At 56.6% G+C, this 24,376-nt stretch carries 23 protein-coding genes; 9 read left to right on the top strand and 14 right to left on the bottom strand.

All coding sequences use genetic code 11. The annotated features are described in order from the left end of the window. Nucleotides 1-16: 16 nt before the first annotated feature. Together VNX88_13145 and VNX88_13140 are read right to left on the bottom strand one after the other, a co-directional pair. Nucleotides 17-613 (bottom strand): hypothetical protein, encoded by a 597-nt coding sequence (locus tag VNX88_13145; protein ID HWY69608.1) that lies wholly within the window; start codon nucleotides 611-613, stop codon nucleotides 17-19. Further along, complete coding sequence (locus VNX88_13140) at nucleotides 610-1,140, bottom strand: helix-turn-helix transcriptional regulator (GenBank protein HWY69607.1); 531 nt, start codon at nucleotides 1,138-1,140, stop codon at nucleotides 610-612. The genes VNX88_13145 and VNX88_13140 overlap by 4 nt, the downstream gene beginning before the upstream one ends. Nucleotides 1,141-1,449: 309 nt before the next feature. Between VNX88_13140 and VNX88_13135 the strand changes: the two genes are divergently transcribed. From VNX88_13135 to VNX88_13125, 3 genes are all read left to right on the top strand, one after another. Beyond that, nucleotides 1,450-2,283 (top strand): ABC transporter permease, encoded by an 834-nt coding sequence (locus tag VNX88_13135; GenBank protein HWY69606.1) that lies wholly within the window; start codon nucleotides 1,450-1,452, stop codon nucleotides 2,281-2,283. A 133-nt stretch (nucleotides 2,284-2,416) separates the two neighbouring features. Next, the gene (locus VNX88_13130; protein ID HWY69605.1) at nucleotides 2,417-2,740 is read left to right on the top strand and encodes a hypothetical protein; all 324 of its coding nucleotides are present in this window, start codon (nucleotides 2,417-2,419) and stop codon (nucleotides 2,738-2,740) included. Between the two features lie 462 nt (nucleotides 2,741-3,202). Further along, a complete protein-coding gene (locus VNX88_13125) occupies nucleotides 3,203-3,622 on the top strand; it encodes a hypothetical protein (protein ID HWY69604.1) in 420 nt (139 codons plus the stop codon). 279 nt (nucleotides 3,623-3,901) lie between these two features. Here the strand turns inward: VNX88_13125 and VNX88_13120 are convergent, their stop codons facing one another. Beyond that, nucleotides 3,902-5,152 carry an efflux RND transporter periplasmic adaptor subunit gene (locus tag VNX88_13120; GenBank protein ID HWY69603.1) on the bottom strand — a complete coding sequence of 417 codons (1,251 nt, stop codon included), beginning with the start codon at nucleotides 5,150-5,152 and terminating at the stop codon, nucleotides 3,902-3,904. Nucleotides 5,153-5,160: 8 nt separating this feature from the next. Further along, on the bottom strand, nucleotides 5,161-8,337 hold the full coding sequence (locus VNX88_13115; GenBank protein ID HWY69602.1) for an efflux RND transporter permease subunit: 3,177 nt from the start codon (nucleotides 8,335-8,337) through the stop codon (nucleotides 5,161-5,163). A 111-nt stretch (nucleotides 8,338-8,448) separates the two neighbouring features. Between VNX88_13115 and VNX88_13110 the strand changes: the two genes are divergently transcribed. Beyond that, nucleotides 8,449-9,081, top strand: a complete 633-nt coding sequence (locus VNX88_13110) for a TetR/AcrR family transcriptional regulator (GenBank protein HWY69601.1) — start codon at nucleotides 8,449-8,451, stop codon at nucleotides 9,079-9,081. A 352-nt stretch (nucleotides 9,082-9,433) separates the two neighbouring features. Here VNX88_13110 and VNX88_13105 read toward each other — a convergent pair whose 3' ends face one another. Continuing rightward, nucleotides 9,434-10,171 carry an OmpA family protein gene (locus VNX88_13105; protein ID HWY69600.1) on the bottom strand — a complete coding sequence of 246 codons (738 nt, stop codon included), beginning with the start codon at nucleotides 10,169-10,171 and terminating at the stop codon, nucleotides 9,434-9,436. A gap of 547 nt (nucleotides 10,172-10,718) precedes the next feature. Between VNX88_13105 and VNX88_13100 the strand changes: the two genes are divergently transcribed. Together VNX88_13100 and VNX88_13095 are read left to right on the top strand one after the other, a co-directional pair. Then, complete coding sequence (locus VNX88_13100) at nucleotides 10,719-11,276, top strand: BON domain-containing protein (protein HWY69599.1); 558 nt, start codon at nucleotides 10,719-10,721, stop codon at nucleotides 11,274-11,276. Between the two features lie 348 nt (nucleotides 11,277-11,624). Beyond that, the gene (locus VNX88_13095) at nucleotides 11,625-12,437 is read left to right on the top strand and encodes a C2 family cysteine protease (GenBank protein HWY69598.1); all 813 of its coding nucleotides are present in this window, start codon (nucleotides 11,625-11,627) and stop codon (nucleotides 12,435-12,437) included. A 39-nt stretch (nucleotides 12,438-12,476) separates the two neighbouring features. Here VNX88_13095 and VNX88_13090 read toward each other — a convergent pair whose 3' ends face one another. Next, nucleotides 12,477-12,620: a hypothetical protein gene (locus tag VNX88_13090; protein ID HWY69597.1), complete on the bottom strand. Its 144-nt coding sequence runs from the start codon at nucleotides 12,618-12,620 to the stop codon at nucleotides 12,477-12,479. Nucleotides 12,621-12,984: 364 nt separating this feature from the next. Between VNX88_13090 and VNX88_13085 the strand changes: the two genes are divergently transcribed. Beyond that, nucleotides 12,985-13,467 (top strand): hypothetical protein, encoded by a 483-nt coding sequence (locus tag VNX88_13085; protein HWY69596.1) that lies wholly within the window; start codon nucleotides 12,985-12,987, stop codon nucleotides 13,465-13,467. Between the two features lie 85 nt (nucleotides 13,468-13,552). Here the strand turns inward: VNX88_13085 and VNX88_13080 are convergent, their stop codons facing one another. From VNX88_13080 to VNX88_13060, 5 genes are all read right to left on the bottom strand, one after another. After that, the gene (locus tag VNX88_13080; GenBank protein HWY69595.1) at nucleotides 13,553-13,900 is read right to left on the bottom strand and encodes a metalloregulator ArsR/SmtB family transcription factor; all 348 of its coding nucleotides are present in this window, start codon (nucleotides 13,898-13,900) and stop codon (nucleotides 13,553-13,555) included. Next, the gene (locus VNX88_13075) at nucleotides 13,881-14,333 is read right to left on the bottom strand and encodes an SRPBCC family protein (GenBank protein HWY69594.1); all 453 of its coding nucleotides are present in this window, start codon (nucleotides 14,331-14,333) and stop codon (nucleotides 13,881-13,883) included. Before VNX88_13075 ends, VNX88_13080 begins: the two co-directional genes overlap by 20 nt. 87 nt (nucleotides 14,334-14,420) lie before the next feature. Further along, nucleotides 14,421-14,702, bottom strand: coding sequence for a hypothetical protein (locus tag VNX88_13070; GenBank protein HWY69593.1), 282 nt, complete (start codon nucleotides 14,700-14,702; stop codon nucleotides 14,421-14,423). Nucleotides 14,703-14,861: 159 nt separating this feature from the next. Next, nucleotides 14,862-16,769, bottom strand: a complete 1,908-nt coding sequence (locus tag VNX88_13065) for a pyrroloquinoline quinone-dependent dehydrogenase (GenBank protein HWY69592.1) — start codon at nucleotides 16,767-16,769, stop codon at nucleotides 14,862-14,864. Nucleotides 16,770-16,772: 3 nt separating this feature from the next. Beyond that, nucleotides 16,773-17,402, bottom strand: coding sequence for a DUF4230 domain-containing protein (locus VNX88_13060; GenBank protein HWY69591.1), 630 nt, complete (start codon nucleotides 17,400-17,402; stop codon nucleotides 16,773-16,775). 258 nt (nucleotides 17,403-17,660) lie between these two features. Here VNX88_13060 and VNX88_13055 point away from each other — a divergent pair, with 258 nt between their 5' ends. Continuing rightward, the gene (locus tag VNX88_13055; protein HWY69590.1) at nucleotides 17,661-18,959 is read left to right on the top strand and encodes an ATP-binding protein; all 1,299 of its coding nucleotides are present in this window, start codon (nucleotides 17,661-17,663) and stop codon (nucleotides 18,957-18,959) included. 62 nt (nucleotides 18,960-19,021) lie between these two features. On the opposite strand, the gene VNX88_13050 is transcribed toward VNX88_13055, so the two are convergent. Continuing rightward, nucleotides 19,022-21,844 (bottom strand): DUF6600 domain-containing protein, encoded by a 2,823-nt coding sequence (locus VNX88_13050; GenBank protein ID HWY69589.1) that lies wholly within the window; start codon nucleotides 21,842-21,844, stop codon nucleotides 19,022-19,024. A gap of 336 nt (nucleotides 21,845-22,180) precedes the next feature. Beyond that, nucleotides 22,181-22,741, bottom strand: a complete 561-nt coding sequence (locus VNX88_13045; protein HWY69588.1) for a hypothetical protein — start codon at nucleotides 22,739-22,741, stop codon at nucleotides 22,181-22,183. 271 nt (nucleotides 22,742-23,012) lie between these two features. Here VNX88_13045 and VNX88_13040 point away from each other — a divergent pair, with 271 nt between their 5' ends. Then, complete coding sequence (locus tag VNX88_13040) at nucleotides 23,013-23,540, top strand: DinB family protein (protein HWY69587.1); 528 nt, start codon at nucleotides 23,013-23,015, stop codon at nucleotides 23,538-23,540. A gap of 104 nt (nucleotides 23,541-23,644) precedes the next feature. Here the strand turns inward: VNX88_13040 and VNX88_13035 are convergent, their stop codons facing one another. Further along, nucleotides 23,645-24,196, bottom strand: coding sequence for a transposase (locus VNX88_13035; protein HWY69586.1), 552 nt, complete (start codon nucleotides 24,194-24,196; stop codon nucleotides 23,645-23,647). Nucleotides 24,197-24,376: the final 180 nt, after the last annotated feature.

The raw sequence follows: 24,376 nt of genomic DNA, 5'->3' as shown, positions 1-24,376 counted from the left end.
TCTCGGCGAAACCCGCTTACAGCTTGCTTACCTCTCCGGTTTTGGCGTTTGCCTCGCCGGAAATCTCGTCCCATGTGCGCACGTATGCGATTCCTCGCTCGTAGCGCGTGACCACAATCTCTGAGCCCTTCGCGATCGGCAATCCAACTTCGCTGCGCGCGCCGCAACTGCGCCGCGTGCCTACTTGTTCGAAAACGATCTCGCCAGTGCCGCCTCCACGGATGGAGCTGCTCACTCGTCCGAGAACTCCGGTCATGTCATATTCCGCGGGATCGATGCCCACATCGTGTTTCATCAGCACGCGCGCGAAAAACCATCCGACAATGGCAGCACCGATTAGGCCCGCAAGCGTCGCCAGCAAGAGCGCGAAGCCAATCCAGATGCTGGAATAGTGCGTCAGCAAATAGCCCATTCCGCCAAACCAGGTAAGGAACGCCATTAGCGTGAATGAATTAAAAAACGATCCAATGCCGTGCGCATGAAATCCATCACTCCCAACGTGTAGGTGCCACTTGACCGGCAGATGAAGATGCAGAGTCCCAGTCAAAAACGAGAGCGTGCTAAATACGAATCCCACAATGAAGCAGATCAGATAGAAGAGTTCCCAATTCATAAGATCTCCTCTCCGCGCGTGTTGCTATCCAGCCTGCGCTTTCCGTTTTCGCGGCTGTGTCCATTCGGTTTCAGGACCTGAAGCAAGCGTTCCGCCAATCCCGGGGTATCCAAGATCGCGCCCAGCAGCACCAGACATCCCCGCGAGTCATTGTGCTTGGCAACTTCCAGCAGCGCATGCTTCACCTGCGGATCGCGGCGAAAGCGCTCCGCACCGGCGATCAGCCAAAGATCAAGACGTTCTTCGAGGGTGCGCACATCCGACATCAATTCGGTGTGATAGCCCTCGGGATCGTCCACCAGGTATCCCGGATGCACCTTGAAAAAGCGGGCGAGCAACAGGCGCGTTGTGTTAGTAAGGTGCGGACGCACGCCCTTCTCGATCTGCGAGAGATACGACTGACTGATGCTCGCGCCCAACTCTTTCTTCAAGGCGCGAACGATCTCCTGCTGCGTCATCTCGCGATCAAGCCCGCGAATGCTGCCTTCCACCTCGCGCAGGTACCGAATTTTTTCGCCCAGCTTCATGTGCTCTTTTTGTGTTATTACAAATCGCGATAACAATATTACTGATTGCGATACATGTCAAGAGGGTTGCCTGTGGATTTCGTCGAGCGCTAAGTGCTTGTTTCTATGGATCTTGCTCGGCCCTTCAACTAAAACCCGGTGGGAAACCACGAAGGACACGAAGGATCACTAAGGAGGAAACAGGAAGAGGAATCTTCCCAACGTAGAGTCCACAGCCGCTTCCTTCGTGATCCTTCGTGTCCTTCGTGGTTAGCTTTGCTAGCTTTCTCCGTGCCTCCGTGTCTCCGTGGTTAAATGAATTTCAGCCTCATGCGCTCACTGCTCCACAATCGGCTCGCTGCATTCGGCGTCACACTTGTTTGCCTGTTCGTGATCTTCGCGCTCTTCGCCCCGTGGATCGCACCGCGTGATCCTGCGCAGCTCGATCTGGCAACGCGGCTTGAGCGGCCCAGCCATGGACACTGGTTCGGCACCGATGAGCTTGGACGCGACATCCTTTCGCGCGTTATCTATGGTGCGCGCATCTCGATGCTGGTGGGAATCAGCGTTGTGGCTGGATCGTTGTTGCTCGGTCTGATCTTTGGATCGATCGCCGGATACTACGGCGGACGCATTGATCGCTTCTTCAACATTGTGGTGATGAACGCATTTTTGTCCTTCCCTGGGATTCTTCTGGCCATTGCCTTCGTCGCCTTTCTCGGGCCCGGAGTCTTCAACTTGATCTTGGCTCTGTGGATCGGCGGATGGGTTGGCTACGCGCGTTTGGTGCGCGCGCAGGTGCTCTCGGTTCGGGAACGGGAATTTGTGGAAGCTGCTCGAGCCTTAGGAGCCAGCGACTGGCGCGTGATCACGCGTCATATTCTGCCGAATATCATTCAGCCGGTGATTGTGCAGGCAGCGATCGGCATGGCCGGAGCTGTGCTCGCCGAGGCGACCATGAGCTTTCTTGGATTAGGCATACCGCCGCCGACAGCAAGCTGGGGCTCGATGTTGAATGACGGCCGCTCTCATCTGTTCGACGCGCCGCACCTCGTGCTCTTCCCTGCTGCTGCGGTCATGTTGGCGGTATTGTCGTTTAACTTTATTGGCGATGCGCTGCGTGATTACCTCGATCCACGTTCGCGGATTGAAGCAGGGCTGTAAGCATTTGGCATCCCCACGACGACTCTGCCCCTAGCGTGCTGATTTCCCTAGCGAATATCACCACAACTCTTTTCCGGCCGGGTGTTAGTACTGGTAGGCCCGCCGGCGGGCTTAGGACGAGGAGAAAACAATCATGAAACGCACGTTAGTTGGCATAGTACTTATGGGAATCATGGGCGCCGGCTCACTGATGGCACAAGAACGGCCCTGGAGATCGGACCTTCGCCACGACTACGCAGATCGACGCTCAGACCGTCGGGATATTGGCCGCGACAACGCCGAAATTGCGCGGGATCAGCGCGAATTGCGCCAGGAATACCGTGAAGGCGATTGGCGTGGAGTGCAGCGAGAGCGCGCAGAATTGCGGAACGACTACCGCGAGTTGTCTCGCGATCGAGGCGACATTCGGCGTGACAACCGCGACATCCGTCACGACCGCAATTGGGGTTGGCGCTAAGTTTTAACTGCGGAAGCCAGCACGTTTGCTGAAAAGCTTCTGCCAAGTAGAGAGGGCAGTCCACGGTGACGGACTGCCCTTTCTCTTTGTTAGCTCAGTCCTTTTTGGAACTGTCATCCGCGCCGCAACTACATCCCGCAGTTTGCTGAGAATCTGGTTTGCGGCGCGGGGGATCTACTGTTCGGTTCGATTCGGCAAAAAGCAGATCCCCCAGGCCGCGTCAGCTTTGATGACCCCTTTAGCGGCTTTCGCGGTGGCCGGAGGGATGACAGTGTTCCTATAGATTCGAGACACTCAGACTTCTTGCATCATCATCTTGGTTGGCCGGCGGGCGATTTGGACTGACTCGCGTCGCGGTTCTACAAAGAATTTCGCCGCACACCGCAACTCTCTCCTGAATCCGGGTTGCTGACGATAACGGCTAACCCCTGAAGCCGAATTCTGATCAAGCGAGAAAATCAAATGAAAGGAATAGCAGTGGGGCTCTTGCTGTTCACACTTGCCGGTACCGGCACGGTGATGGCGGCAGATCACAATTGGCGATCGCATCGCAGCAGCGATTGGCGACGCGCTGATTATGGTCGCCATGACCATGACCGGAACTGGCGACGCGGTGACGACGTCCGCCACGATCAAAATCGTGGCTGTCGCGAAAACCGCGGCGTCTATAGCGACATCCGTCGCGACGAGCGGCAATTGGAACGCGATCGTTGGAGACTCCGTCAGTACGAACGCGAGCACAACTATCGCGCAGCTCAACGCGAGCGCGAAAGGATGCGCGATCGATATGGCGACACCTGGTACGACTCACAGACGGCCCAAAGAGACCGTTATGAGCGCACCATGGACTGGATCCAATTTGCCAGTTCAGCCTGGCGTTAAGAAACACAGTGCAAATTAAAGAGGGCAGCCAGAAGTGGCTGCCCTTTTTTACTGCTCCCGGTCTTGTCTACAGCATTTGCACAGTTGGTGTGGTGTGATTTAGGGAAGGGCACGGATTCATCGGTGTCGTAAAGCGAGCTGAACCGTCGCCGGCTTCAGCCGCTGAAGTAAGTGCGTTTATTCCAAAATGAGTGCCTTATCGCAGGCGCTAAAGCGCGCAAGAACGGAACATGCGCTTTAGACGGCTCAAGCTATGTCCATAGCAAGCATGAAAATGGCTTAGTTCCCCTGCTTCTGCGTTCCCGCTTTGGGCAGAGCAACATTCACCCGCTGGCCGTCTTCCAGAGAATCAGCAGGATTCACAATCACTTGATCACTCGGCTCCAGCCCACCAAGCACTTCGACGGCGCTGCCGTAGTCTCGTCCGATGGTTACAGCGCGCAGTTTGACCTTCTTATCCGAATCGACCACAGCGGCCCGTGGACCTTCCGGACGGAAGAGCAAGGTATTGATCGGAATCGTCAATCTGGGAGCGTCGATCTTCGCCGCAAAGTGCACCTGTGCATAAGCTCCGGGAAGAATCTTTCCTCCCGGATTGGGAACGTCGATTTCAGTAAGCAAAGTCCGCGTCGAAGGATCGATTACCTCAGAGGTTCGTACGACCTTTCCTTCAAACCGTTGACCGGCATACTCTCTCTGCTCCAAAGACGCCTTCATGCCGACATGAATGAACGGGCTGTAGGTCTGGGGCACACTGACGTACACGCGCAGCGGATCGACCTGGGCAACGTCAAACAATTCTTTGTTCGAGCCCATGTTGCCCGCATTAATGAGCGCTCCGACATCGATGTTGCGCTTGGTCAGCACCCCGGCAAAGGGTGCGTACACGTGCTTGAACGACTCCATTTGCTGAAGCCGGCGAACGCTCGCATCCGCCGCGGCAAGATTGGCCTCGGCTTGTTGGTACCCACTTACCTGCTGGTCAACTTCCTGCTGCGAGACGGAGTCGCTCTTGCTCAGATTCTGCCAGCGCTCAGCCGAGCTCTTCGCTAATCCCAACTGCGCCTGGATCTGCTGACGCGTGGCCCGAGCCTGCAACAATTCCTGATCGACTTCAGGCGTGTCGATATCGGCGAGCAGGTCCCCTTTACTTAGATGTGAGCCGATGTCCTTGTACCAGCGCAAGACGTATCCATTGGTGCGCGCGTAAATCGGCGATTCCTGGTAAGCCTGCACTGTCGCAGGCAAAACCAGCTCTTCGTGCGATTGTTCCTGCGTGGGATGAATGACCGAAACATTCGGGGTTGCCAGACGCTCAGTCTCAGCCGCCAACGCCTTCTTCTCCCCCAACTTGCTGGCAATCGTAACCGCGCCCGCAATCAGCAGAATAAGGATGAGACCGCCCACAACCCATCCTGCCTTGCGCGCTGAGCTGTCGCGCGATGGCCGGTTTGGAGAAGGGTGCTCCGTCTCGGGCGGAAAATTGATGACTTCCGGATAACTCACGTCTTCCTGCAGTTCCTTTCTCAATCCTTGTCCTACTCTTCGTGTACCCATTCTGGACTAGCCTGTTCTAGCACGTGTCCAGCTCTTCTACCGTGAATCATTGTAAAGACCACTGGCACAAAGAACAGAGTCGCTACCGTGGCAAAAAGAAGACCGCCAATCACGGCCCGTCCAAGCGGAGCATTCTGCTCGCCGCCTTCTCCCATTCCCAGCGCCATCGGCACCATGCCGATGATCATTGCCAGAGCAGTCATGATGACCGGTCGAATTCGCGTGAATCCGGCTTCCATCGCCGCCTGAAACGCCGAGAGTCCAGCATCCATGCGCTCCCGAGCAAACGAGACCAGAAGAATACTATTCGCAGTCGCAACACCCACGCACATAATCGCGCCGGTCAGTGAAGGCACACTCAAACGGGTGTGAGTCAGCAGCAACATCCACATGATGCCAGCCAGCGCGCCCGGCAAGGCAGTAATGATGATGAAAGGATCGAGCCACGACTGGAAGTTCACGACAATCAGCAGATACACCAGCACGATCGCCATAATCAGACCGAACGCCAGCCCGACGAACGACGAGGTCATGGTCTCCACCTGACCTCGTAGAGTAATGTGTGTGCCTTTCGGCAGTTTGCCCTCGAACTGCCTCAATACCTCGCGTATGTCACTCGCGAGGCCGCCCAGATCCCGCCCTTGCACCGAAGCGTACACGTCCACCACGGGCGTGATGTCATAGTGATAGATTGCTGCCGGGGTCGTATTCGGCTTAATGGTGGCAAGATTTGCCAGCACCTGTGGCGAGGGAGCCGACGACGAACTTACGGGCGTATTCATGAGAGCCTGCATGGAATCCAGACGGTAGTCGGGAGTTTGTATAGCGACGTTGTACGTGACTCCGTTCTCAGGATTGAGCCAGTAGCTTGGCGCAGTCTGAAAGCTGCCGCTCAGCGATACCAGCAGGTTGCGCGCGACATCCTCCTGATTGAGCCCAACTTCTTTTGCCCGCGAGCGATCGATGTCCAAGTCAATCGCGGGACCGTTCATCAACTGTTGCACATGCACATCCGCAGCGCCGGGAACATGGCGCATCCGGTTCGCGATCTGTTCCGCAATTGCATAGTTCGCGTTGAGGTTGCGGCCAACGACCTGAACGTCAATAGGAGATGGGAGGCCGAAATTCAGAATCTGGCTCACGATATCCGCCGGCTGAAAGAAGAACTCCGTCCCCGGGAAATACAGCGGCAGATCCTCGCGCAGCTTCTTTACGTAGTCCGCGGTCGGATGATGATGGTCCTGATTCAGTGAAACCAGTATCTCGGCATCAGACGTGCCGATGGTTCCGCTTGTGCTGTAAGTCGTGTTGATCGAGCTGAAGGGTAGGCCGATATTGTCGAGAATCGTGACCAGTTCGTTTCTGGGAATCTCCTGCCGCAGCACTTTCTCAACTTCATCGCACAGGCGCGCTGTTTCCTCGATTCTCGTGCCGGCGCGAGCCCGTAAGTGGAGACGGAAGACACCAGCGTCAACTGCGGGAAAGAAGTCCTGACCCAGGAAGAAGATAAGTCCAGAGGACAGAACGCAAAACCCCAGGAAGGCGATGGCAAATATTTTCCGATGCTCCAGAGCGTTGCCGAGCAGATCCCTGTAAGTCTCGCGAAACTGTTCGAAGCCGTTCTCGAAGCCACGCTGAAACCTTCCGAGGATCGTCTTCGGCGCCGCAGCCTTATGCTCGTGGCCCCGCATGATGTAGAGCACCATCGTTGGTACGAGCGTTCGCGAAAGGAAATACGATGCCAGCATCGCGAACACCACGGCCTCGGCCAAGGGCACGAAAAGGTACTTGGCGACCCCGGTCAGGAAAAACATCGGTACGAACACGATGCAGATGCAGATCGTCGAGACGAAAGCCGGCAGCGCGATCTGCTGCGAGCCATCCAGAATGGCCTGTTTCATGTCCTTGCCCATCGCAAGGTTGCGCTCGATGTTCTCAATCGCAACCGTAGCGTCGTCGACGAGAATGCCTACGGCGAGCGCCAGACCTCCCAGCGTCATGATGTTGATGGTCTCGCCTAGCGCACTGAGCAGGATGATCGACACGCAGATCGAGAGTGGAATGGAGACAGTAATCACCACCGTCGGGCGCCAATCGCCAAGGAACAGCAGAATCATCAGCGCGGTAAGCGCTGCCGCAATAGCGCCCTCTCGCAAGACTCCCTGGATCGAACCTCGGACAAACAGCGACTGATCGAACAGCGTTTTGATCTGGAGGTCCTCAGGCAGACTTTCAGCGATGACTGGAAGACGAGCTTTAAGTTGAGCAACGATATCCAGCGTCGACGCGCCGCTGTTCTTCATCACGCTTAGCAGAGTGCCGCGCACGCCGTCCTGGCGCACGATGTTGGTTTGTGGAGTGAAGCCATCGCGCACGTGTCCGATGTCGCGGACGTAGATCGTCGCACCGTTCTTTGTCTTGATCGGAAGATCGTTCAGCTCGGCGACCGTCTGCGTGCTGGCATTCATGCGCACGTTCATTTCCAGGCTGCCGATTTTCGCTGTGCCGGAAGGAAGAATCAGATTCTGCGCATCGACCGCATTCACCACGTCCACGGGAGTGAGCCCGTGTGCCTGCAAAGCCTGCGTATCCAGGTCAACCGCGATCACGCGTGACTTGCCGCCATAGGGGTACGGGATCGCCGCACCCTTCACCGTCGTCAACGGAGAACGAACAAAGTTCAGCGTGAGATCGTTCAGTTCCTGCTCGGGAATGCTCTTGCTGCTAATGCCCACCTGCACGATCGGAACACTCGAGGCCGAGTAAACAATGACCAGCGGCGGCTGCGTTCCCGGAGGCAGTTGGCGGACCATCTGTTGCGAAACTGCGGTTACCTGCGCGACCGCCATCTGCAGATTCGCAGTTGGCTGAAAATAAATCTTCTCGATAGCGCGGCCCTGCAGAGCCACGGACTCAATGTGCTGAATGTCGTTGACCAGCGTCGTGAGCCCGCGCTCCGTGTTACTGAGGAAGCGGTCTGCCATCTCCTGCGGCTGCATGCCGGAGTACTGCCACACGATGCTGATGACGGGAATATTTATGTCAGGAAAGATGTCAATGGAAGTGCGCAGAATGACGATGGGAGTAAGAATCAGGATCAGCAGCGCCATCACCACGAAGGTATAAGGACGCCGCAACGCTAACGAAACAATCCACATCGAACCAGAGACTCCCGACTAACTATTGATTCTGCAACCAGATTGAGTAGATTCCTTATCTTAATTCCGAAACAGAACGTATCGGATTTAATTTTATGTTACCGTCATCGCATGGCGCAAACCTACTCTCCGGTTGAGAACGCCGAGGAGAAAGCCGGCAACGGTAAGAGGGCTCCGGGACGGCCACGCAGCGAGGACGCACGCAAAGCGATTCTTCGCAGCACGCTGAAGCTGCTTCAGGAGACAGGGTTCCCCGACCTTTCGATTGAAGCCATCGCTGCCGACGCCGACGTGGGCAAAGCAACTGTCTACCGCTGGTGGCCGAACAAAGCCTCGCTGGTAGCCGAAGCGTTCTCGCGCAGCGCCGACGAAGAGCTGCGCTTTCCTAATACGGGATCAGTTCGCGACGACGTCAGTATTCAGATGAAGCATCTGGTGCGCGTTCTGCGTGGCCGTCGTGGACGAATCGTTGCCGCACTGATTGGGGGAGGCCAGTCCGATCCTGAGCTGATCCAGGCCTTCCGCGATCGCTTCATGCTGCCCCGCAGGCAAGAGGCCTACCAGACTCTGCGCCGCGGCATTGCCCGCCGAGAACTGCCTGAAGACCTTGACCTCGATCTGACGCTCGACACGCTTTACGGCTCACTCTACATGCGCTTCCTGATTCGGCAGACCGGACTGACTGACGATTACGTCGACGAAGTGGTCGCTCTGGTTTTCGATGGCGCTGCCATGCGAGCCTAGCCTCTAGCAAACTCAAGAGCAAAAGCTCACGCAGATGAACTCGGATTCTAGGGATTGACGCAGATTTTTTAGATGCTAAATACCCTACTGCTTCAGATGGGTTGGGCCGTCCAAGTGGCTACGAACGAGTCTTCACTGGATGTTAGTAGGCCGAGCAGTTCATGGTGCACTTGCTACAGAATCCTTAAGAAATCTGCGTGAATCCCAAAAATCTGCGTTCATCTGCGTGAGCTTTTCGGGTTGGGTTTTGGTTTTGGCATACATCAGCGACAACCACAGCAAGTAAAAAGGGGCCATCCCGAGCTAACTCGGAACGGCCCTTCCGGGGCTTCCTCGGGGTGTCGAGGAAGACTTACCGGCTGTTGGGGGCAGCCGGAGTAACGTTTTGCGCAGCCGCGTTTTCCTGCACGTTAGTCATGAGCTGCACGTCGACGCGGCGATTTTGGGCGCGTCCTTTAGACGTACCGTTGGGGGCAGCTTCTTTATCCTTGCCCAATCCCGCCAGGTAAATCTTGTAAGCCGGTACGTTGTGCTGAGTGGCAAGGTACTGAACTACCGCTGACGCACGCATTTCGCTGAGCTTGTAGTTGTACTGCTTGCTGCCCACGGAATCGGTTCCGCCAATCAACTGAAGCACGTATCCCTTAGTGTTCGGAATGTCGGCGGCGAGCTGATCGAGAGCCTCTTTTGCCTTCTTGCTAAGCACAGCGCTGTTGAAAGCGAAGTGCACCGAGGTCTCGGCCACCGGACGGTAGTTATCGAGGTTGGCGACGGTGTTGGTAAGCGTGTCGACTTTGGTGGTCGTCTGACTGGCCGCCTGATTGGCCTGATCGGCTGCCTGGCCCGCGGCCAGAGCCTTCTGATCGACCGATGCGATCTTGTCGTTTACACCCTGAATTCCCTGCTGTGAGCGCGTATCGACATCGCGAATGTCGCGCGTGTTCTTCGCGGTCAGGTCGTCGAGTTCGTTGGTCTTATTGATTACAGGCGCAGCTTCGTTGCGCACATACTTCTTGGTAGCGCATCCGGCATTGAAAACCATGGTTGCGCCCGCTACAAGAACTAGCAATGAGCGATTCGTTAACATCATTTCTTGGCTCCTTAACCCCTAACCCCTACACCCCGGAACTACTAAGCGTGGGACAAGACGGTGGCCAGCAGCCCGCTGGCAAATACTCTTATCTCTTGCATGAGCAATGCCGCTGCCAAGTTGATCGTCATAACCTAATCAGCTTCGATTCTTGTTTTCATGAGGTTACGAACCTCATGTTGTGCGAAGTCCTTGGCAACTCTGGCCGGAGAAGCGCGTAAATGCTTGCGCCATAAAATTTTTACAGAGCGATGGTGCAACGTTGTGCTCTTCGAGTGCAGCGAGGAAGAAGAAAATCGGGCGAGTGGATGGTCCAGAGAAGCGAATCCAAATGTCTTCAGCACAAGCCGTCCAGCAGAGTTCTTGAATTGCTCTCAGGGCTAGGACTTCTTTCCTCGGACCTTAAGCCCTCCCGCCGAGTGCATCTCGCATCTTTGAGAATGCACTGCCGGGAGACTCTCCCGGGTGACGCAGCTCTGGAACCGATCCTCGGTTCCGCAGCGCGCTACTTCTTTAAAAACAAACCCGTTTCGGGAGGAGAAACCCCATGCGCATTACCCGTATTTTAGCCCTGTTCGCGTTGATGGCCGCGGTGTTCACCATCGCCTGCTCACAACAGAAGGCGAACACACCTGATGTCACTGATCAGATTAAAGACTCGCTCAAAGCCAACAACCTCAACGACGTAAAGGTCAGCGAAGATCGTGACAAGGGCGTTGTAACCCTTTCCGGCGACGTGAAGACGGAAGAACAAAAGGCTCAGGCTGAAGACATCGCCAGGAAGAGCGCCGGCGGTCTGGTTGTCGCGAATGAGATCGGTGTACGTCCGGAAGGCGCCGAAGGGGATGCCAAGAAGGTAGACAATAACCTGGACAAGGGCATCGAAGATAATTTCAAAGCAGCGTTGACCGAGAACGGAATGGACAACCAGCACATCCGTTTCGAAGCAAACAATGGCGTCCTCACGCTCAAAGGCGATGTAGACAGCCCAGCTCAACGCCAGTCTGCCGAGAAGATGGCCGCCAAGATTCCTAACGTGACTCAAGTTGTGAATGAGTTGGAAGTCAAGGGCGCGAAAAAAGCCCGTCGTGCATCCGGCAACTAGTTGTTCATCCACACTCGCAGCAAAATGCCGTCCCACATTGGGACGGCATTCTTATTTGCACCAAATTCTGTCGATCCGCGACGATGTTTTGCTGTAGAGGGCGCCTGCTCGATGATCTTGTAGTAGCGAAAGCCAAACTCTTGTCCATCTCGTACACTTATCGACCGACAATCCAATCTCGTTGAGGACGCTCAACAGGGGGACGACATGACAATCGGCGGGCAAGATTCGATGCGACTCCCAGGCCCACTCGGCAACCACACTGGGCTTGGTGGTAGGACTCCAGGACCGGTGCGGCGACGGCTGGTCCGTGTGGCTGACGCGCCAAAACCTTCCAAGACTTTTGACATGCCACCTCCCCTCCATGACCGGACCAAGCACGCGCATGAGGTGAAATGGAAGCTCTTTGATGGCGATCCGGCCGCGACCGATGTGCGCCAGGGAGATCTGGCGAATTGTCCGGTCGCCTCAATCCTGGCGGCAATGGCTCACACGCAAGTCGGACGCAAACGGATTCTTGGCATAGTTGAAGAGCACCTGAGGCCTGTGATCACAGACCTGGCAAGCGTATTCAGCGACCTTGACGATGATCCTGAGGCGAATCAGGAGCGACGGATCAAGTCGAATCGTTATTTCACGGTAAAGATCCTGAAGGGAACGGAAGTGAGTGACGTGCTCTACACCGATGCCGGTGATCGGGACACCTGGAACCTGATCTATATGCAGCAGGAGCCGCCTAGTCCGAAAGCGGAGTCCAAGAAAAGGGTTCTTTGGCCTGCTGTGATCGAAAAAGGCTATGCGGACCTAAAGAACGGCTATCCCGGGATCGAATCGCTGAAGGTTGAAGAAACCTGGAAGACTTTAGTAGGTTCGGATCCTCAACCTCTGTATATCGATAACGTGAAAGATGAGGACATCAAAAAGGTAGCTTCCGCAGCCAGCAAGGTGCCGACGATCTCAGCCTCACGGGACGATATGGAATTGCCGGAGAAGGACCGGATCGAGACGCGCTCCGGCGGAAAAATAAGTGGTTGGCACGGTTATGCCGTCTTGGGTCTCACCAGTTCGGGCGTTCAGCTGTACGATCCGCATGGCAAGACTATAAAGCTGTCATTTAAGGAATTTCGCACATACTTCGTGGCGATGTATTCGGCGAAGTAGAAGCTCGGAACAACCAGACAGGCGCAGGCGCGACGTTACTTAAGCGACAGGAGCCATCCACAGCACGTCTGGAGCGACTGCACCCGCGTTGTCGGTCGGACTTGGTGCCGCCATTACTTCCGCCGCAACCAGCCCGGCGAGCAGAGAGCAGAAAATCAACATCCCCTTGACCGTAATCCTCACGACGAGTAACTCCCGCGACCGAATTTGCAATCAAATGCCCACCGACTTGATCCGGAAAAACCCGGAAAACCACCCCGAAAAACAGGATTCTTCGGCAGTTAAGCAAATCCCTGTGTGTCAAAACCGCTGCAAATCATTGCAGCTAAAGAGACACGGAACTTCCACTGCCAGAAGTGCCAGTCGGCGCAGTCAACCCCAATTGGCGGGCCTCCTTCCGTAATTTGCTGACGTTAGAAAAGAAGCTCACTATCCGCACAGGGCCCTCCCTTCAGATGCGCTTTCATTAAGCAACGATACCGATTCTGAAAATCAATTTTGTGCTCGTTTTTCTGATCGTTCCAATCGGTCTTTCGAGGAGTAGGGAATGAAGAATGGCGGCGATTGGTCTCTGAGGCTACTTGCAACAGCTCTGTTCGTAGGGTCCTCGGCCGGAATGCTCTTTGCTGCCGGCTCACCGGGCGACGAGCACGCTGGCTATCAGGGTATTCCTGTGCGCAATGGCCTGAATCGGGGCTTGATCCAGCACGACGGCATCCTTGCCGGGCAGCGTTATCCAAGCCTTCCGCGTCGGAAAAACGAGACGGAACTTCCCCAACCAGCATCAGTCGACGCTCGCAATCAGAAGGGTCAGAATTCCGATGCTCCGGATCGAGGTGGATATGCTGGGATTCCGCAGCGCAGCGGCTTGAACGCCAGCAAAACACAAGAAAATGAGAGTGCAAGCGCCTCGGAAGCGCAGCGCGCTGGGTACGGCGGAATTCCGCAGCAGATAGCTGCAGATCGCGTGACGCAGCACACCAGCACCTTCTCAACCAAGCGGGCTTCCGCCTTAGTTAGATCCAAATAGCAAGCTCAGTTGAAGTGCGAGCCGTCTTCCCTGCTGCCTTCCGTGGCTCAGGCAGCAGATCACAGCTCCATCGCAGTCCACACAGTCACTTTTCTACGAACGACTTCAGCCTCAACAGCGCTTGATCCCACTGTTCGGAGACAAGGTCCAGATATTCCCTGATCTCATCAAGAGGCTGGGGATCGAACTTGAATCGGCTTTCGCGGCCTGTGCGCACGCCGTGCACGATCCCCGCACTTTCTAAAACACGAAGGTGCTTGGTGATCGCTTGCCGCGTGAGCTTCGACCCATCGGTAAGCTCAGAGATCGAAGAGGGCTGGCCGCGGCACAGCTTCCCCACCAACATCAAACGCGTCTCGTCGCCCAGCGCGGCAAAGACCGGCGCGCGTGTACGGAGTTTGGCGGCGACGCTGCTATGGCTTGCTTGCGACATAATTCTGGATGTTTTTCATTTGCTGGGTCCATCCACCTTCGTTCATACGGAATGCCTCGAGACGGCGTTCGCTGGGAATCTTATCGAAGCCAGACTCAGTCACCACCAGCCGCGTACCGGTCGGTATTTTCTCCAATCTGAATTCCACAAGTGTGGACGGCTCCTTCGAATAGTCTTTCTTGGAATCGACTGCAGCGGGATGCCAGGTGAACGAGAAGAGCTTTTCAGGCTCCATCTTCTTCACAACTGCCTCCCACTTCAGGTACTCGTAGCCAGGATAGGTAACCTGTCCGGTTGAAACCTGCCCGGGCACAAATGGGCCATCGATCTTGACGCGGAACCACTCGCCAAATTCACGATAGTCTGTTAACGCCCGCCAGACGCGCGAAACCGGCGCCTTCAGCTCAATCGTCTTTTCGATACGATCACTCATGCTATGCAACCTCCGGGTTGCATATTACCTGCGGGCAAGATAAAAGGCAACCATTTGGTTGCCTTTTATCTTTTTCTTCCGGGATGTCTAGGACAGGCGCTTGCTACGCCTCGCAAACCACCCCAGCGTGAAACCCACAGCCAATCCGGCCAGCGCTGCGGATCCCACCGCTGTAAGCGGATGGCGCTTAATCTGGTGCCGGCTGTCGTCAATCGCGTCTGTGGCTGTGTGCTTCGCCCGCTTGATGCTGCGGGAAACATCGTCGTAAGCCGAGTCCACCGTGCGGCGGAGCTCTTCGACAACCTTTACCGGCAGACGCGCAACGTCTGAGCTGTGGTTTTGAACTTGTCTAACTGCAGTGCTCTTCATTATTACTACCTCCGCAAATTCTTAAGCTAAAGGATACCGACTGGAGGCGGGTAAGACACGCAATAGTTTCCGAAAAGCGGAGTAGCGGAATGGGGTGTTTTTTCACCACGGAGACACGGAGTCACCGAGAACGACGCCAAAGTGGGTCGTTTGCTTCGTTCAAGGCAAGGCAAATGCCATTACGAAGTCTCCCTGCTTGGTTCCGAGCTTACCGTGGCCGCCAGCGCAGATCACCAGATACTGCTTGCCATTGATGGAATAAGTCATCGGAGTAGCTTGACCTCCAGCGGGAAGTTCGAAGCTCCACAATTCCTTTCCCGTTTCAGAATCAAACGCGCGCAAGAAGTTGTCCATCGCCGCGGAGGTGAATACCAGACCCCCCGCGCTGGCCATGGGGCCACCCAGATTGATGGTCCCTGTGTTCTTGCCCGGAATGAAGGTGCCCAGCGGTGTCTCCCATAACTTCTTTCCCGCGAAGAGATCGACTGCAGTCACGGTACCCCAGGGAGGAGCGTTGCAGGGCAGCTTGGATGGAGAGAAGAGAAACGTTCGATACAGTCCGAAAGGCGCTGGATCCTGGTCGCCGAACTCGCCGTAGATGCGATTGTCCTGATCTTTTCTCGTCTCCGACGCGTAGTCTGCTCGCGGAATCAGTTTGGCCCAGGCCGCCAGCCGATTCGTATTCACGAACATGAGATGGCGCTGCGCATCGTAGGCGGCTCCTCCCCAATTCACACCGCCAACGTTGCCAGGCGCAGTCGCTGTACCGCGCAAACTCGGCGGAGTAAAGATTCCTTCAGCTCGGGAAGCCTTGAGCTTGTCCTGGCACCACTTCAGGTCTTCCGGAGTTGGGCCCCAGGCATCGGAAGTATCGATCTTTTCCGGCACGAGCGAAATAGTTGAGAAAGGCTGTGTGGGCCAGCTCTCTTCTCCGGTAATGTCCGACATGGGAACCGGACGTTCCTCCACGGGCAGCAAGGGAGCGCCAGTAAGACGACTTAGGACAAAGACGTGGCCCATTTTGGTATTGACCACTACCGCCGGAGTTCCGTCTTTCCAGGTAAACAGCGTTGGCTGCGCTGCAACGTCGAAATCCCAAAGGTCGTGGTGCACTACCTGGAATCCCCACACAAATTCGCCGGTGGAGGCGCGCAATGCAACGACCGAGTTGGCCCATTTGTTGTCGCCTTTGCGGCCTCCACCGTAATAATCAGGAGCGGCGCTGCTGGTGGGAATGAAGGCGAGGTCACGTTCGGCATCGACCGAGATCGTTGACCAGGCATTCCCGCCGCCTGTCCGTGGATGCGTGGTCTGCGCCCACGGAATCGGATCCCAGGTCCAGCGCAGTTTCCCGGTGCGAGCGTCAAAAGCACGCACGATGCCGCGTCCGGTGTCGACCTTCCAGTTGTCGGCGATCGACGATCCGACAATCACCAAGTCTCCAGCGATTGCTGGTGCGGAGGTCACCTGATAGCCGCCGGTCCACTCCGTCTGCGTTGCCGCGTCGCGATTGAGGTCGATCTCGCCCTTCGTGCCAAAGTCAGCGCATGGCTTTCCTGATGCAGCGTCGAGCGCTAGCAGACGCGCATCCAGCGTGCCGGCGAAGATGCGCAGGCTGCACTGCTGTCCTGATTTGGCTTTTGAGTCCCGCCATACAGAAACGCCGCGCGAAGCAACTTCCGAGTAATTGCGCTGGAGATCAACCCGCGGATCGTACTCCCACAACTTGGCGCCCGATTGAGCGTTGAGGGCGATTACGTGGTTGTACGGCGTGCTGAGAAAGAGCACACCATTCACAAGGATCGGCGTAGCTTCAAAGGCAGCTTTCTTGACGAGCGGCGTCGGAGTGTCATTGGCGCCGGTGCGATAAGTCCATGCGACCTTCAGCCGTGCGACATTCGTGCGGTCGATCTGAGTTGCGGACGAGTAACGCATGCCTCCGCGATCGTTGCCGTAAGTCGGCCACCCTGGTTCGGCACTGGCCTGGGCTTCGCCACGGTAGGTAGCGCCCAAAAAAATGATGATGACAGCAACGCAGCAGGAGTTCACCCGCTTGCACTTTTTCATTGGTCAATTTACCTCGACATCGCTAAAGCCGAGCGCTTGGACTAGCGTGGTAACGGTGGCACGGGCATTCGTAGCCGCGTTGTTCAGGATGCCGTCTGTCAGCGCAGCTTGCAACAGTTGGCGCTCCGCCTCGGCACGAACCTCGGATTCCAGATTGGGATCTGCTGGCACGAGTAGTCCAGTCTCGCGCGAATAGACTCGCGTCTGATTGTTATCCAGACGTGTTGAGAAGATCTCCGCATGAGGCAGCGTGATCTTCACCTGCTTTCCATTCACATGCACGTCACTGGACTGCAGCTTTCCCAAGTCCACGCCGGCAAAAACTTCGCCGCGCACAATCAGCAGCAGGCGCTCACCCGCGAGCGACTGCGGCAGGAATCGGCTCTGCTTTTCTCCCGTGACTACTTTCTCGAGCGTGTATTTCACCGACTCCAGCCGTTGCAGCCGCTGGATGCGCTGCACGATCGCAGGCTGATCGATATCGAGATTAAGAGTGCGTTGCAGCCAGCGGGCAAAGCCACTGGAAGAAGGATGAGCAAGCGCGAACAACAAGAGCACGGCGGTCAGAAAGCCGGCAAGGAAGATCCCGAACCGAGCCAGCCGACTCGGAGGCCGCAAATTCTCTGTGGGCACAATTGACATGTGAAGAGGTCGAAAGTTTTGCTCTATCGAATCTGAATCAAAACGAAAAATGTGCCTAAAAGCAAGAGCAAAACAAGCTACAGTCCTAGGTGATGCACGGCCACCGTCCCGGCCGCAGTCTGTCCAGATAATGGCGAGATAAGACCCATCTTTTGGGCAAACTTGGGCTATGATGTCGGCCCAAGATCCCTGAAAACAGGACAGAGTGCGTAAACAGCTTAGTTCGGGGCCGAACCGGGGGAGGGCCACATGCTAACCAAACTGGAGACACAAAACTTTAAGGCTTTTGGAGAGCGGGTCAGCTTCGACCTGCGTCCTCTGACCGTGTTAATCGGCCCCAATGGCAGCGGCAAGAGCTCGGTTCTGGACGCAATTGGGCTGCTCTCCCAGAATGCTACCCCTCCTGAGAGTGGTCCTGAGTTCAAGTGGAAGGACCAGCACGTTGACCTGGGAACAACGGGAAGTTCCGCTTTTCACAAGCCCGATCACGATCTGCATCTTTCACTGTCGCTTGAAGTCGAAGCTGGCGATTACTTCCGAAACTGGCTGCAGAAGCACAATCACGACACCGATGCCGAGGCAACGACTCTGGGATACAGCGTCGGACATCGCCGCGGCACCCAGGAGTGGAAGCATGAATTGATTGTGAATGGCGAGGCGATCGCGACTAACTCCACCATGCCGCTAGGACGCGGTCTCCTGAAGAGGGGACATGGGGCGCTCCTGGAGTGCGCGCCCTCGCAGCTCGCTGACCGCATGTTCGAGCCGGTGGTGAGCGGACCCGCAGTGTTGTCTCCAAAGCTCTTCATGGGCACGCAGGCGATCGGCGGACAGGCGGTGAACGAGGCCACCCACCATCGCTTCCTCAACTTTGGGCTGTTTACTTCCTACATCGCTGGCTATCTCAGGCGCCGCGTGTTCATGGTTGGACCAAATCGGGTCCCAACGCGGGAAGCTCCGCGTGTCGACTCGGCTCCGCTGAACGTAGGGAGACGCGGCGAGCGGACAATCACAGTGCTGTCGGCGATGTTCGCCAGCCCGCGACATCTGGCACAATCCAGAAAAATCCAGCAGTGGGCCGAAGTCTTCGGCCTGGGATCGCTGACCAGCGGATGGGTCATGGAAGAGCTGCTACACGCGGGGTACTTGGATTCCGAATTTGAGACGCCGCTGGGCTTCGAATCTGCCGGCTGCGGAGCGCAACAGATCCTTCCCATCATCACGCAAATCTTCGCCGCTCCAAGCAACAGCGTGATCCTGATTGAGGAACCGGAAGCCAGCTTGCATCCTCAGGCCCAGCGCGACCTGGCAAAGATGCTGTGCGACGCGGTTGCCCACGGACTGCAGCTCGTGATTACGACGCACAGCGAGGCATTGCTGAAAGCCCTAGCCGAGACGGAATCAGATCGTTTGCGCCGTGACGACATGATCGCCTATCAACTGACCAAGTCTCCCGTCGGCGCCAAGCCGGAGAGAGTGCAGTTGCAGGTACACCATGAAGCTCTCGCCAGAGGAGCGGCAGCCAACGCCGGACGGTTGACAGCGTAATCTCCAAAAAAGAAGGGCGCGGATGGTTTGCCGCGCCCTCTCTCATCCAGATCCGCGATTCCCTATTTGGGATCGGGATCGTGGTCTTTTCCGTGGCCTCGGTCCTGGTATTGAGAACTACCTTTTGAGTTGCCGTTCGATCCTGAGTCTTTGCTCGGTGCGGGACGAGACTCAGGTTGCGGAGCGCGCGCCGATTCAGGAGCTCTCTGCGCTTCCGCCTGCCGTGGCGCCGGCTGGGATGGATGCGAATCGCTGTTGCCGCGATCGACCTGCGCTTGCCGCATCATCGTGTGGTCCTGCTGCGGAGGCGGAGATCCGGCGCCGCGATCGCTATTCGACGGCGAAGGCGTTGGCGTCGGCCGCTCTGCTGCGGGGCTAGGCCGGCGGTCACGCATGGCGTCTATCTGAGGTGAAGATCGCTCCCCATCGTTTCCGCGTGGGTTCTGATCGCGTTGCCTCGGAGCTGGAGAATAGCTTCCAGTCGAAGGCGACTGCCCGCGATTGTCATTGGCACTGTTATTCGCGTTGTTGTTGCCATTGTCATTGCGACTCGGCGGACGCGGAATCTGCCGTCCGTTCGACGCATCGTCCCGCTGCGCCGGTTCAGGAGTTGGATTGTTGCGCTGCCATCCTCGTCCATTGCTGCTGCGCTCGCCATCGTTCACGCTCGGATTTTCCTCGCGCTGCTTCGGAGCCGGATTGTTGTTGCCGGCCGACGCAGGCTGGCTATGGTTGTCGCTAGCGCTGTTGTTGCCATTGTTGCTAGCATTGTTGCTGGCGTTGTTGTTGCCGTTGCCGCCGTCATTGCCGCGCGGCGGACGCAGGACTCTCCATCGGGCAGACCGATCGTCACCTTGATTGCCCTGTGAGTCAGGAGCGTTGCGCTGGCCGTTGTTGTTGCCCGCACGATCTCCAGAAGCATCAGGATTCTGATCGCGCTGCTTAGGAGCAGGGTTATAGGCGCTTCCCGAATTGGACTGCCCGTGATCGTTGTTGCCATCGTCGTTGTTGCGACGTGGTGGACGCGGGAATCGCCCTTCAGCTACGCCATTACCGTGTTGAGAATCCCGGCCGTTAGCCTGATCGCCATCGTTGCCACGCGGATTCTGATCACGCTGCTTCGGCCCAGGATAGTTGCCGCTTGAAGAGGCCGACTGGCCGTGATCATCATCGCGACCATCCTGCCGATGCGGCTGACGCGGATCCTGCTGTCGCGCTGACGAGTCATCGTTATGCTTGGCGTCATCACGATCTGTGCCGCGGTTCGGATTGCCGTGGTTGTCCGCGCGATCGCCGTTGTGGTTGCCAGGATTCTCGTCACGCTGTTTCGGTCCTGGATAGTTCCGCCCGCCGTCTGAAACTGAGCGGCCATGATCGTCGCGGTCGTCATGTCCAGCCGCGATGCGCCTGCGCACCCGGTCTTCTTCGTCTCTGTCCAATGGACGCCCGTGACGATCCTCAAGGTCGGCACGTTTGCTTTCGAATGGAACCGGACGCTCAGGAGGTGGCAGCTTCATCACCACACGCTTGTTCATGATTCGCGCGGGTGGCACGTGATCGTCGCGACGGCCGCCGAGTACTGAATCGTGTGAAGGCGGGCAGGCAGGGCCGCTTGTAACCCAACGATCGTGCGAGTTGTAGTGATCGTGCGAGTTATTGATGTAAACGTTGTGATCAATCCGCTGCGAGTTGATGATCACGTTGTTGTTCACGATCGTGGTCGCAGTCGTCTGGTTTACGTAGCGAATGTTGTTAATGCGAACGTTGTTGACGTTGTAATAGGTGTTCGTGACGTACGTGATGTTGGTAATGCGCGTGTTGCTGACGTTCACCGTGTTGAAGTAGTTCCTGCTCACGCGGTAGTAAGGAATGTAAGGCTCACCCCATCCAAGCGGGAACCATCCAGTGCTGACGCCAACGCCAGTTCCGCCGATCCACGCGACCAGGGCAGGCGCATAGCACGGACGCACGCGTACAGGTCCCGGTACCCAGCCCCACCGTCCTGTAACGAATACCCACCGCCCATAATGGAACGGCGCAAATCCCCAGGCTGCATCATCGATCCATGTCCATCCCCAGGGCTCGATCCAGGCCCAGTGTCCGTAGCGATAAGGCGCCCAGCTGGCTTCGACTCGGGTCGGAAACCACACGCCTCCGTAACTGCCGACCTCTCGCCACGCACCGTAGTCATCGAGGTCTTCATATCCGACGACGTCGGGAGAAACGTACCGAGCCGAAACGTAACGTCCTTCACGAGAGGAGCGGACGCGGCACCACTCGTCGAACCCATCGAGTCTCGGAGCGTTGAAGCTCTGATGCGCCAGCGATATGCCGCCGAAGAACCGAACTTGGCGGTTCGAATCGACACGCACAGCGTCGCCGCTACCCGTGGCGATTCCCTTCCCTTTCCACACCGTCACCAGCGTAACGTCGCCGTTGGAATCAACGTCGAAGCGGTAGTCGCCCGGCTTCAAGAGCGTAAACGCCGTGTTGGGCGTGTCAATTTCGTAGATTTCTTGGTCGTACAGCCGTGAGACGTGCATGTTCAGCGTGCCCTGGGCGAGTTCGAGCTGCACTGTGTTGTCGCTGAGATTGGTAAGCGTGAGACTGGTTTCGCTGTCCATCCGCATGGCCGCACTGCCCAGATGCAGTTCAGCGCGCGAATCCTTGTCGGTCCATAGACGATCTGCGGTTGTCATCGGACGGTTAATGGCTGCGGCGGCCCAATCGTCGACTCCGCCCGGCTGCATCGAGACTTCGCCGCTGATGTATTTCAGGCGGGCAACGCGCGACGGCGGATCGTCGGCGAACGCCATCACCGCACACGAGGCGGTGAACAACCATGCTGCGATGGTTCCAAATGCGAATCTGCGGAAAGTTTGCATGTGCCCCAAGCTCCCTTCCAATTTCCAGTCCAATCACTGCCTCTGGACTTTTTTTTGCCCTGCACTGGTGACAACCCCCGAACGACCCCGCCTGTTGCGGGGGGGTTCCGGGACGAAAGTGATTACCTAGGTAACGGCGATCCGGCGGACGCTCGCAACATTGACCGGAATGCCAATTGGACCGATTTTCGGGGGAGGAGCCTGGTATCAGTGCCTGATAATGACGAACCTAAAAAGGAGTGCCCGTCTGCGGATAGTCACCCGGTTTGCCAAGAGCAGGCAAATTACGAAAGGAGGCCGCCAACCGGGGGTGTGCAGCAAGGCTGGCACATCGCGTCAGGACGATTGGGCAGAATTGGCAGGCATGCGCTTTCTGCACTCGGCGATGAACCAATCCGTATCGCGCATAAAGTCCTGCGCCGGATTGATAAATACGTCGTAACCGCCCACCAGCGTTTTTACGCCTTTTACCAGCGCTTCATTCAAGCGCTTATACGCTGGCCAAGCCTGGCTGAGCGGATCAGTGGCGGCAGGAGTCTTTCGCAGCTTGATACACACGAACTCAGAACTTTGCCGCACACCGTGGCGCAGCACACTCACAGTCTTCTTATCGATCGCCTCGATTTCACTCCAACCAATAACCAGCCTCCGTGGCCACATGCCCGGCAGAGAAAGATGGCTCCGACTCATCCGTACCATCACGGGCATATGGTGTCGCCAATAATTACCGCCGATCACCGCGCCGATCGACAGCAAACAGAGGAAGACCCCAAGCCCAACATTGCGACCCTTCGATTGCGGTGCCATAAACAGCAAACTGAGGAAGAAGAACACCAGACCAGACACAATGACAATCCACGCATACAACCCGCTCAGGCGTAGTTCGATATCCGGCATGAATCCAGCCGATCGGCTCGAGGAACCCGCCGTTCTTGTTTGCGGAGGAGTAGAAGGATTGACTGTGACTGGCATGAGCGCACTTTGCCAGCGACTGCCAGCAAAGTAAATTCTGCCCCACGGCTCTCGGATTACCAGCGTAACTGCTGAACACGAGTTTTGGCTCGGAAGGCTTCCTCTTTCGGCTTCGCTTCGACCCAGCCTCCCTGACGGGATTTCTGAATACCCTTCGGCTGCCGGATACGTCTAACACCGCGGAGGAATCTTTCGAATGACAAAACGCTTGCCGTTGTTTCTGCTGTTGGCTGTTGCCGTTTATGCGCAAGAGAAGAAACCCACGACTCTTCGCGACCTACTACTGTCCGAGCTGCGCTCGACACACAACAAGGCGGAATGGTTCGTCCCGGCAAACACCGCAGTAAAGGGACTGACTGCTGAGCAGGCCAGTTGGACCGACGGCAAAGGAAATCACTCGGTTGGCCAGCTTGCCCATCACCTGGTGTTCTGGAATCGGCAAAGCCTCGCCAAACTCAAAGGCGAGACGCCAGAAAAATTCAGCGGCAACAACGACGAGACTTTCAACAAGTTCGACAGCAAGTCCTGGAATGAAACCGTACAACAGCTAGATCAGGTTCTCACCGACCTTGAGAAGTGGGTCGAAACCGCAGACGAAGCAAAACTGAAGGAGTCTGCCCAGACGCTTACCCACATCAGCACTCACAACGCCTACCACATCGGTCAGATCATCTACGTCCGCAAAGAACAAGGCTCGTGGGATCCGAAGAACGGGGTGAACTAAAGGCCCGGAGTATCAGCGAGGATGGGTGGCTAGGGACGGCTCATCATCTTTCCCGTTTCTGAGACGGGTGGCGAGCAACGGACTCAGGCCGGGTGCCCCATGTTTCATTTCGGTTTTCGCTGATGGGTCGAGAATGTGGGTGCCCCATCCTTCGCGGTTTTCGAAGGGTGGGCTGCGAGGATGTCGGGGACGCCCCTTTCCCGATTTGGATTTGCGTTTCGCTTCTTGCGCTCCGGCTGCCAGTTCAGTTTCACCACTCCTTGCTCACCGAAAGCAAACGCCCGATAGCTGCTCCACCTCCACAGCTCAGGCGAAGAAACCAATCCTCGCCGCACCGGGTTTCGATGCATGTAACGCAACTTCTCGGTCACTTTCCGATCCGAGTACACGTTGAAGTCATAAGAGCGTGGCTGCCAAAAGTGTCGGCGGATGGTCTCCCAGAACTCACGCTGAGCACGAGGCCGGCGCTTAGGAAGCAGTCGCAGTCCCACTCTCTGCTTCAGAACCTGCATCACAATGGGAATTGTCTTTCGCTTTGGCTCGCTGATCAGGATATGGATGTGCTCAGGCATAACCACGAATCCAATGACCTCGAAACCATAGCCCTTGCGAACCTGCTCAAAGATCTCGAGAAATACATCACGCGCTCGGACCACTCCCCAAGAGCGCCTCGCGCCGATAGCAGCTCGTAGTAATGAAATGCAAAATCCCGCCGCCGTGTATGCGTATCAATCCCCTGGGCATGGTCCAGCATTATACAAATCGACCTTTAACCCAACGCTCCTCACATCCTCGCTGCCCACCCTCCGAACACCACGGAGAGTGGGGCACCCCCT

This window comes from Terriglobales bacterium (assembly GCA_035567895.1).
GTDB lineage: Bacteria > Acidobacteriota > Terriglobia > Terriglobales > Acidobacteriaceae > Gp1-AA112.
This window is presented reverse-complemented; position numbering and strand designations above follow the sequence as displayed.

What these genes read in the sequence shown, in the direction of transcription:
- VNX88_13080 (HWY69595.1), bottom strand. Translation starts at nt 13,900, where the DNA reads ATGTCGCAAGCAAGCCATAGCAGCGTCGCCGCCAAACTCCGTACACGC.
- VNX88_13070 (HWY69593.1), bottom strand. Translation starts at nt 14,702, where the DNA reads ATGAAGAGCACTGCAGTTAGACAAGTTCAAAACCACAGCTCAGACGTT.
- VNX88_13055 (HWY69590.1), top strand. Translation starts at nt 17,661, where the DNA reads ATGCTAACCAAACTGGAGACACAAAACTTTAAGGCTTTTGGAGAGCGG.
- VNX88_13110 (HWY69601.1), top strand. Translation starts at nt 8,449, where the DNA reads ATGGCGCAAACCTACTCTCCGGTTGAGAACGCCGAGGAGAAAGCCGGC.
- VNX88_13095 (HWY69598.1), top strand. Translation starts at nt 11,625, where the DNA reads ATGCCACCTCCCCTCCATGACCGGACCAAGCACGCGCATGAGGTGAAA.
- VNX88_13045 (HWY69588.1), bottom strand. Translation starts at nt 22,741, where the DNA reads ATGCCGGATATCGAACTACGCCTGAGCGGGTTGTATGCGTGGATTGTC.
- VNX88_13040 (HWY69587.1), top strand. Translation starts at nt 23,013, where the DNA reads ATGACAAAACGCTTGCCGTTGTTTCTGCTGTTGGCTGTTGCCGTTTAT.
- VNX88_13100 (HWY69599.1), top strand. Translation starts at nt 10,719, where the DNA reads ATGCGCATTACCCGTATTTTAGCCCTGTTCGCGTTGATGGCCGCGGTG.
- VNX88_13105 (HWY69600.1), bottom strand. Translation starts at nt 10,171, where the DNA reads ATGATGTTAACGAATCGCTCATTGCTAGTTCTTGTAGCGGGCGCAACC.
- VNX88_13115 (HWY69602.1), bottom strand. Translation starts at nt 8,337, where the DNA reads ATGTGGATTGTTTCGTTAGCGTTGCGGCGTCCTTATACCTTCGTGGTG.
- VNX88_13050 (HWY69589.1), bottom strand. Translation starts at nt 21,844, where the DNA reads ATGCAAACTTTCCGCAGATTCGCATTTGGAACCATCGCAGCATGGTTG.
- VNX88_13145 (HWY69608.1), bottom strand. Translation starts at nt 613, where the DNA reads ATGAATTGGGAACTCTTCTATCTGATCTGCTTCATTGTGGGATTCGTA.
- VNX88_13140 (HWY69607.1), bottom strand. Translation starts at nt 1,140, where the DNA reads ATGAAGCTGGGCGAAAAAATTCGGTACCTGCGCGAGGTGGAAGGCAGC.
- VNX88_13085 (HWY69596.1), top strand. Translation starts at nt 12,985, where the DNA reads ATGAAGAATGGCGGCGATTGGTCTCTGAGGCTACTTGCAACAGCTCTG.
- VNX88_13125 (HWY69604.1), top strand. Translation starts at nt 3,203, where the DNA reads ATGAAAGGAATAGCAGTGGGGCTCTTGCTGTTCACACTTGCCGGTACC.
- VNX88_13075 (HWY69594.1), bottom strand. Translation starts at nt 14,333, where the DNA reads ATGAGTGATCGTATCGAAAAGACGATTGAGCTGAAGGCGCCGGTTTCG.
- VNX88_13130 (HWY69605.1), top strand. Translation starts at nt 2,417, where the DNA reads ATGAAACGCACGTTAGTTGGCATAGTACTTATGGGAATCATGGGCGCC.
- VNX88_13065 (HWY69592.1), bottom strand. Translation starts at nt 16,769, where the DNA reads ATGAAAAAGTGCAAGCGGGTGAACTCCTGCTGCGTTGCTGTCATCATC.
- VNX88_13135 (HWY69606.1), top strand. Translation starts at nt 1,450, where the DNA reads ATGCGCTCACTGCTCCACAATCGGCTCGCTGCATTCGGCGTCACACTT.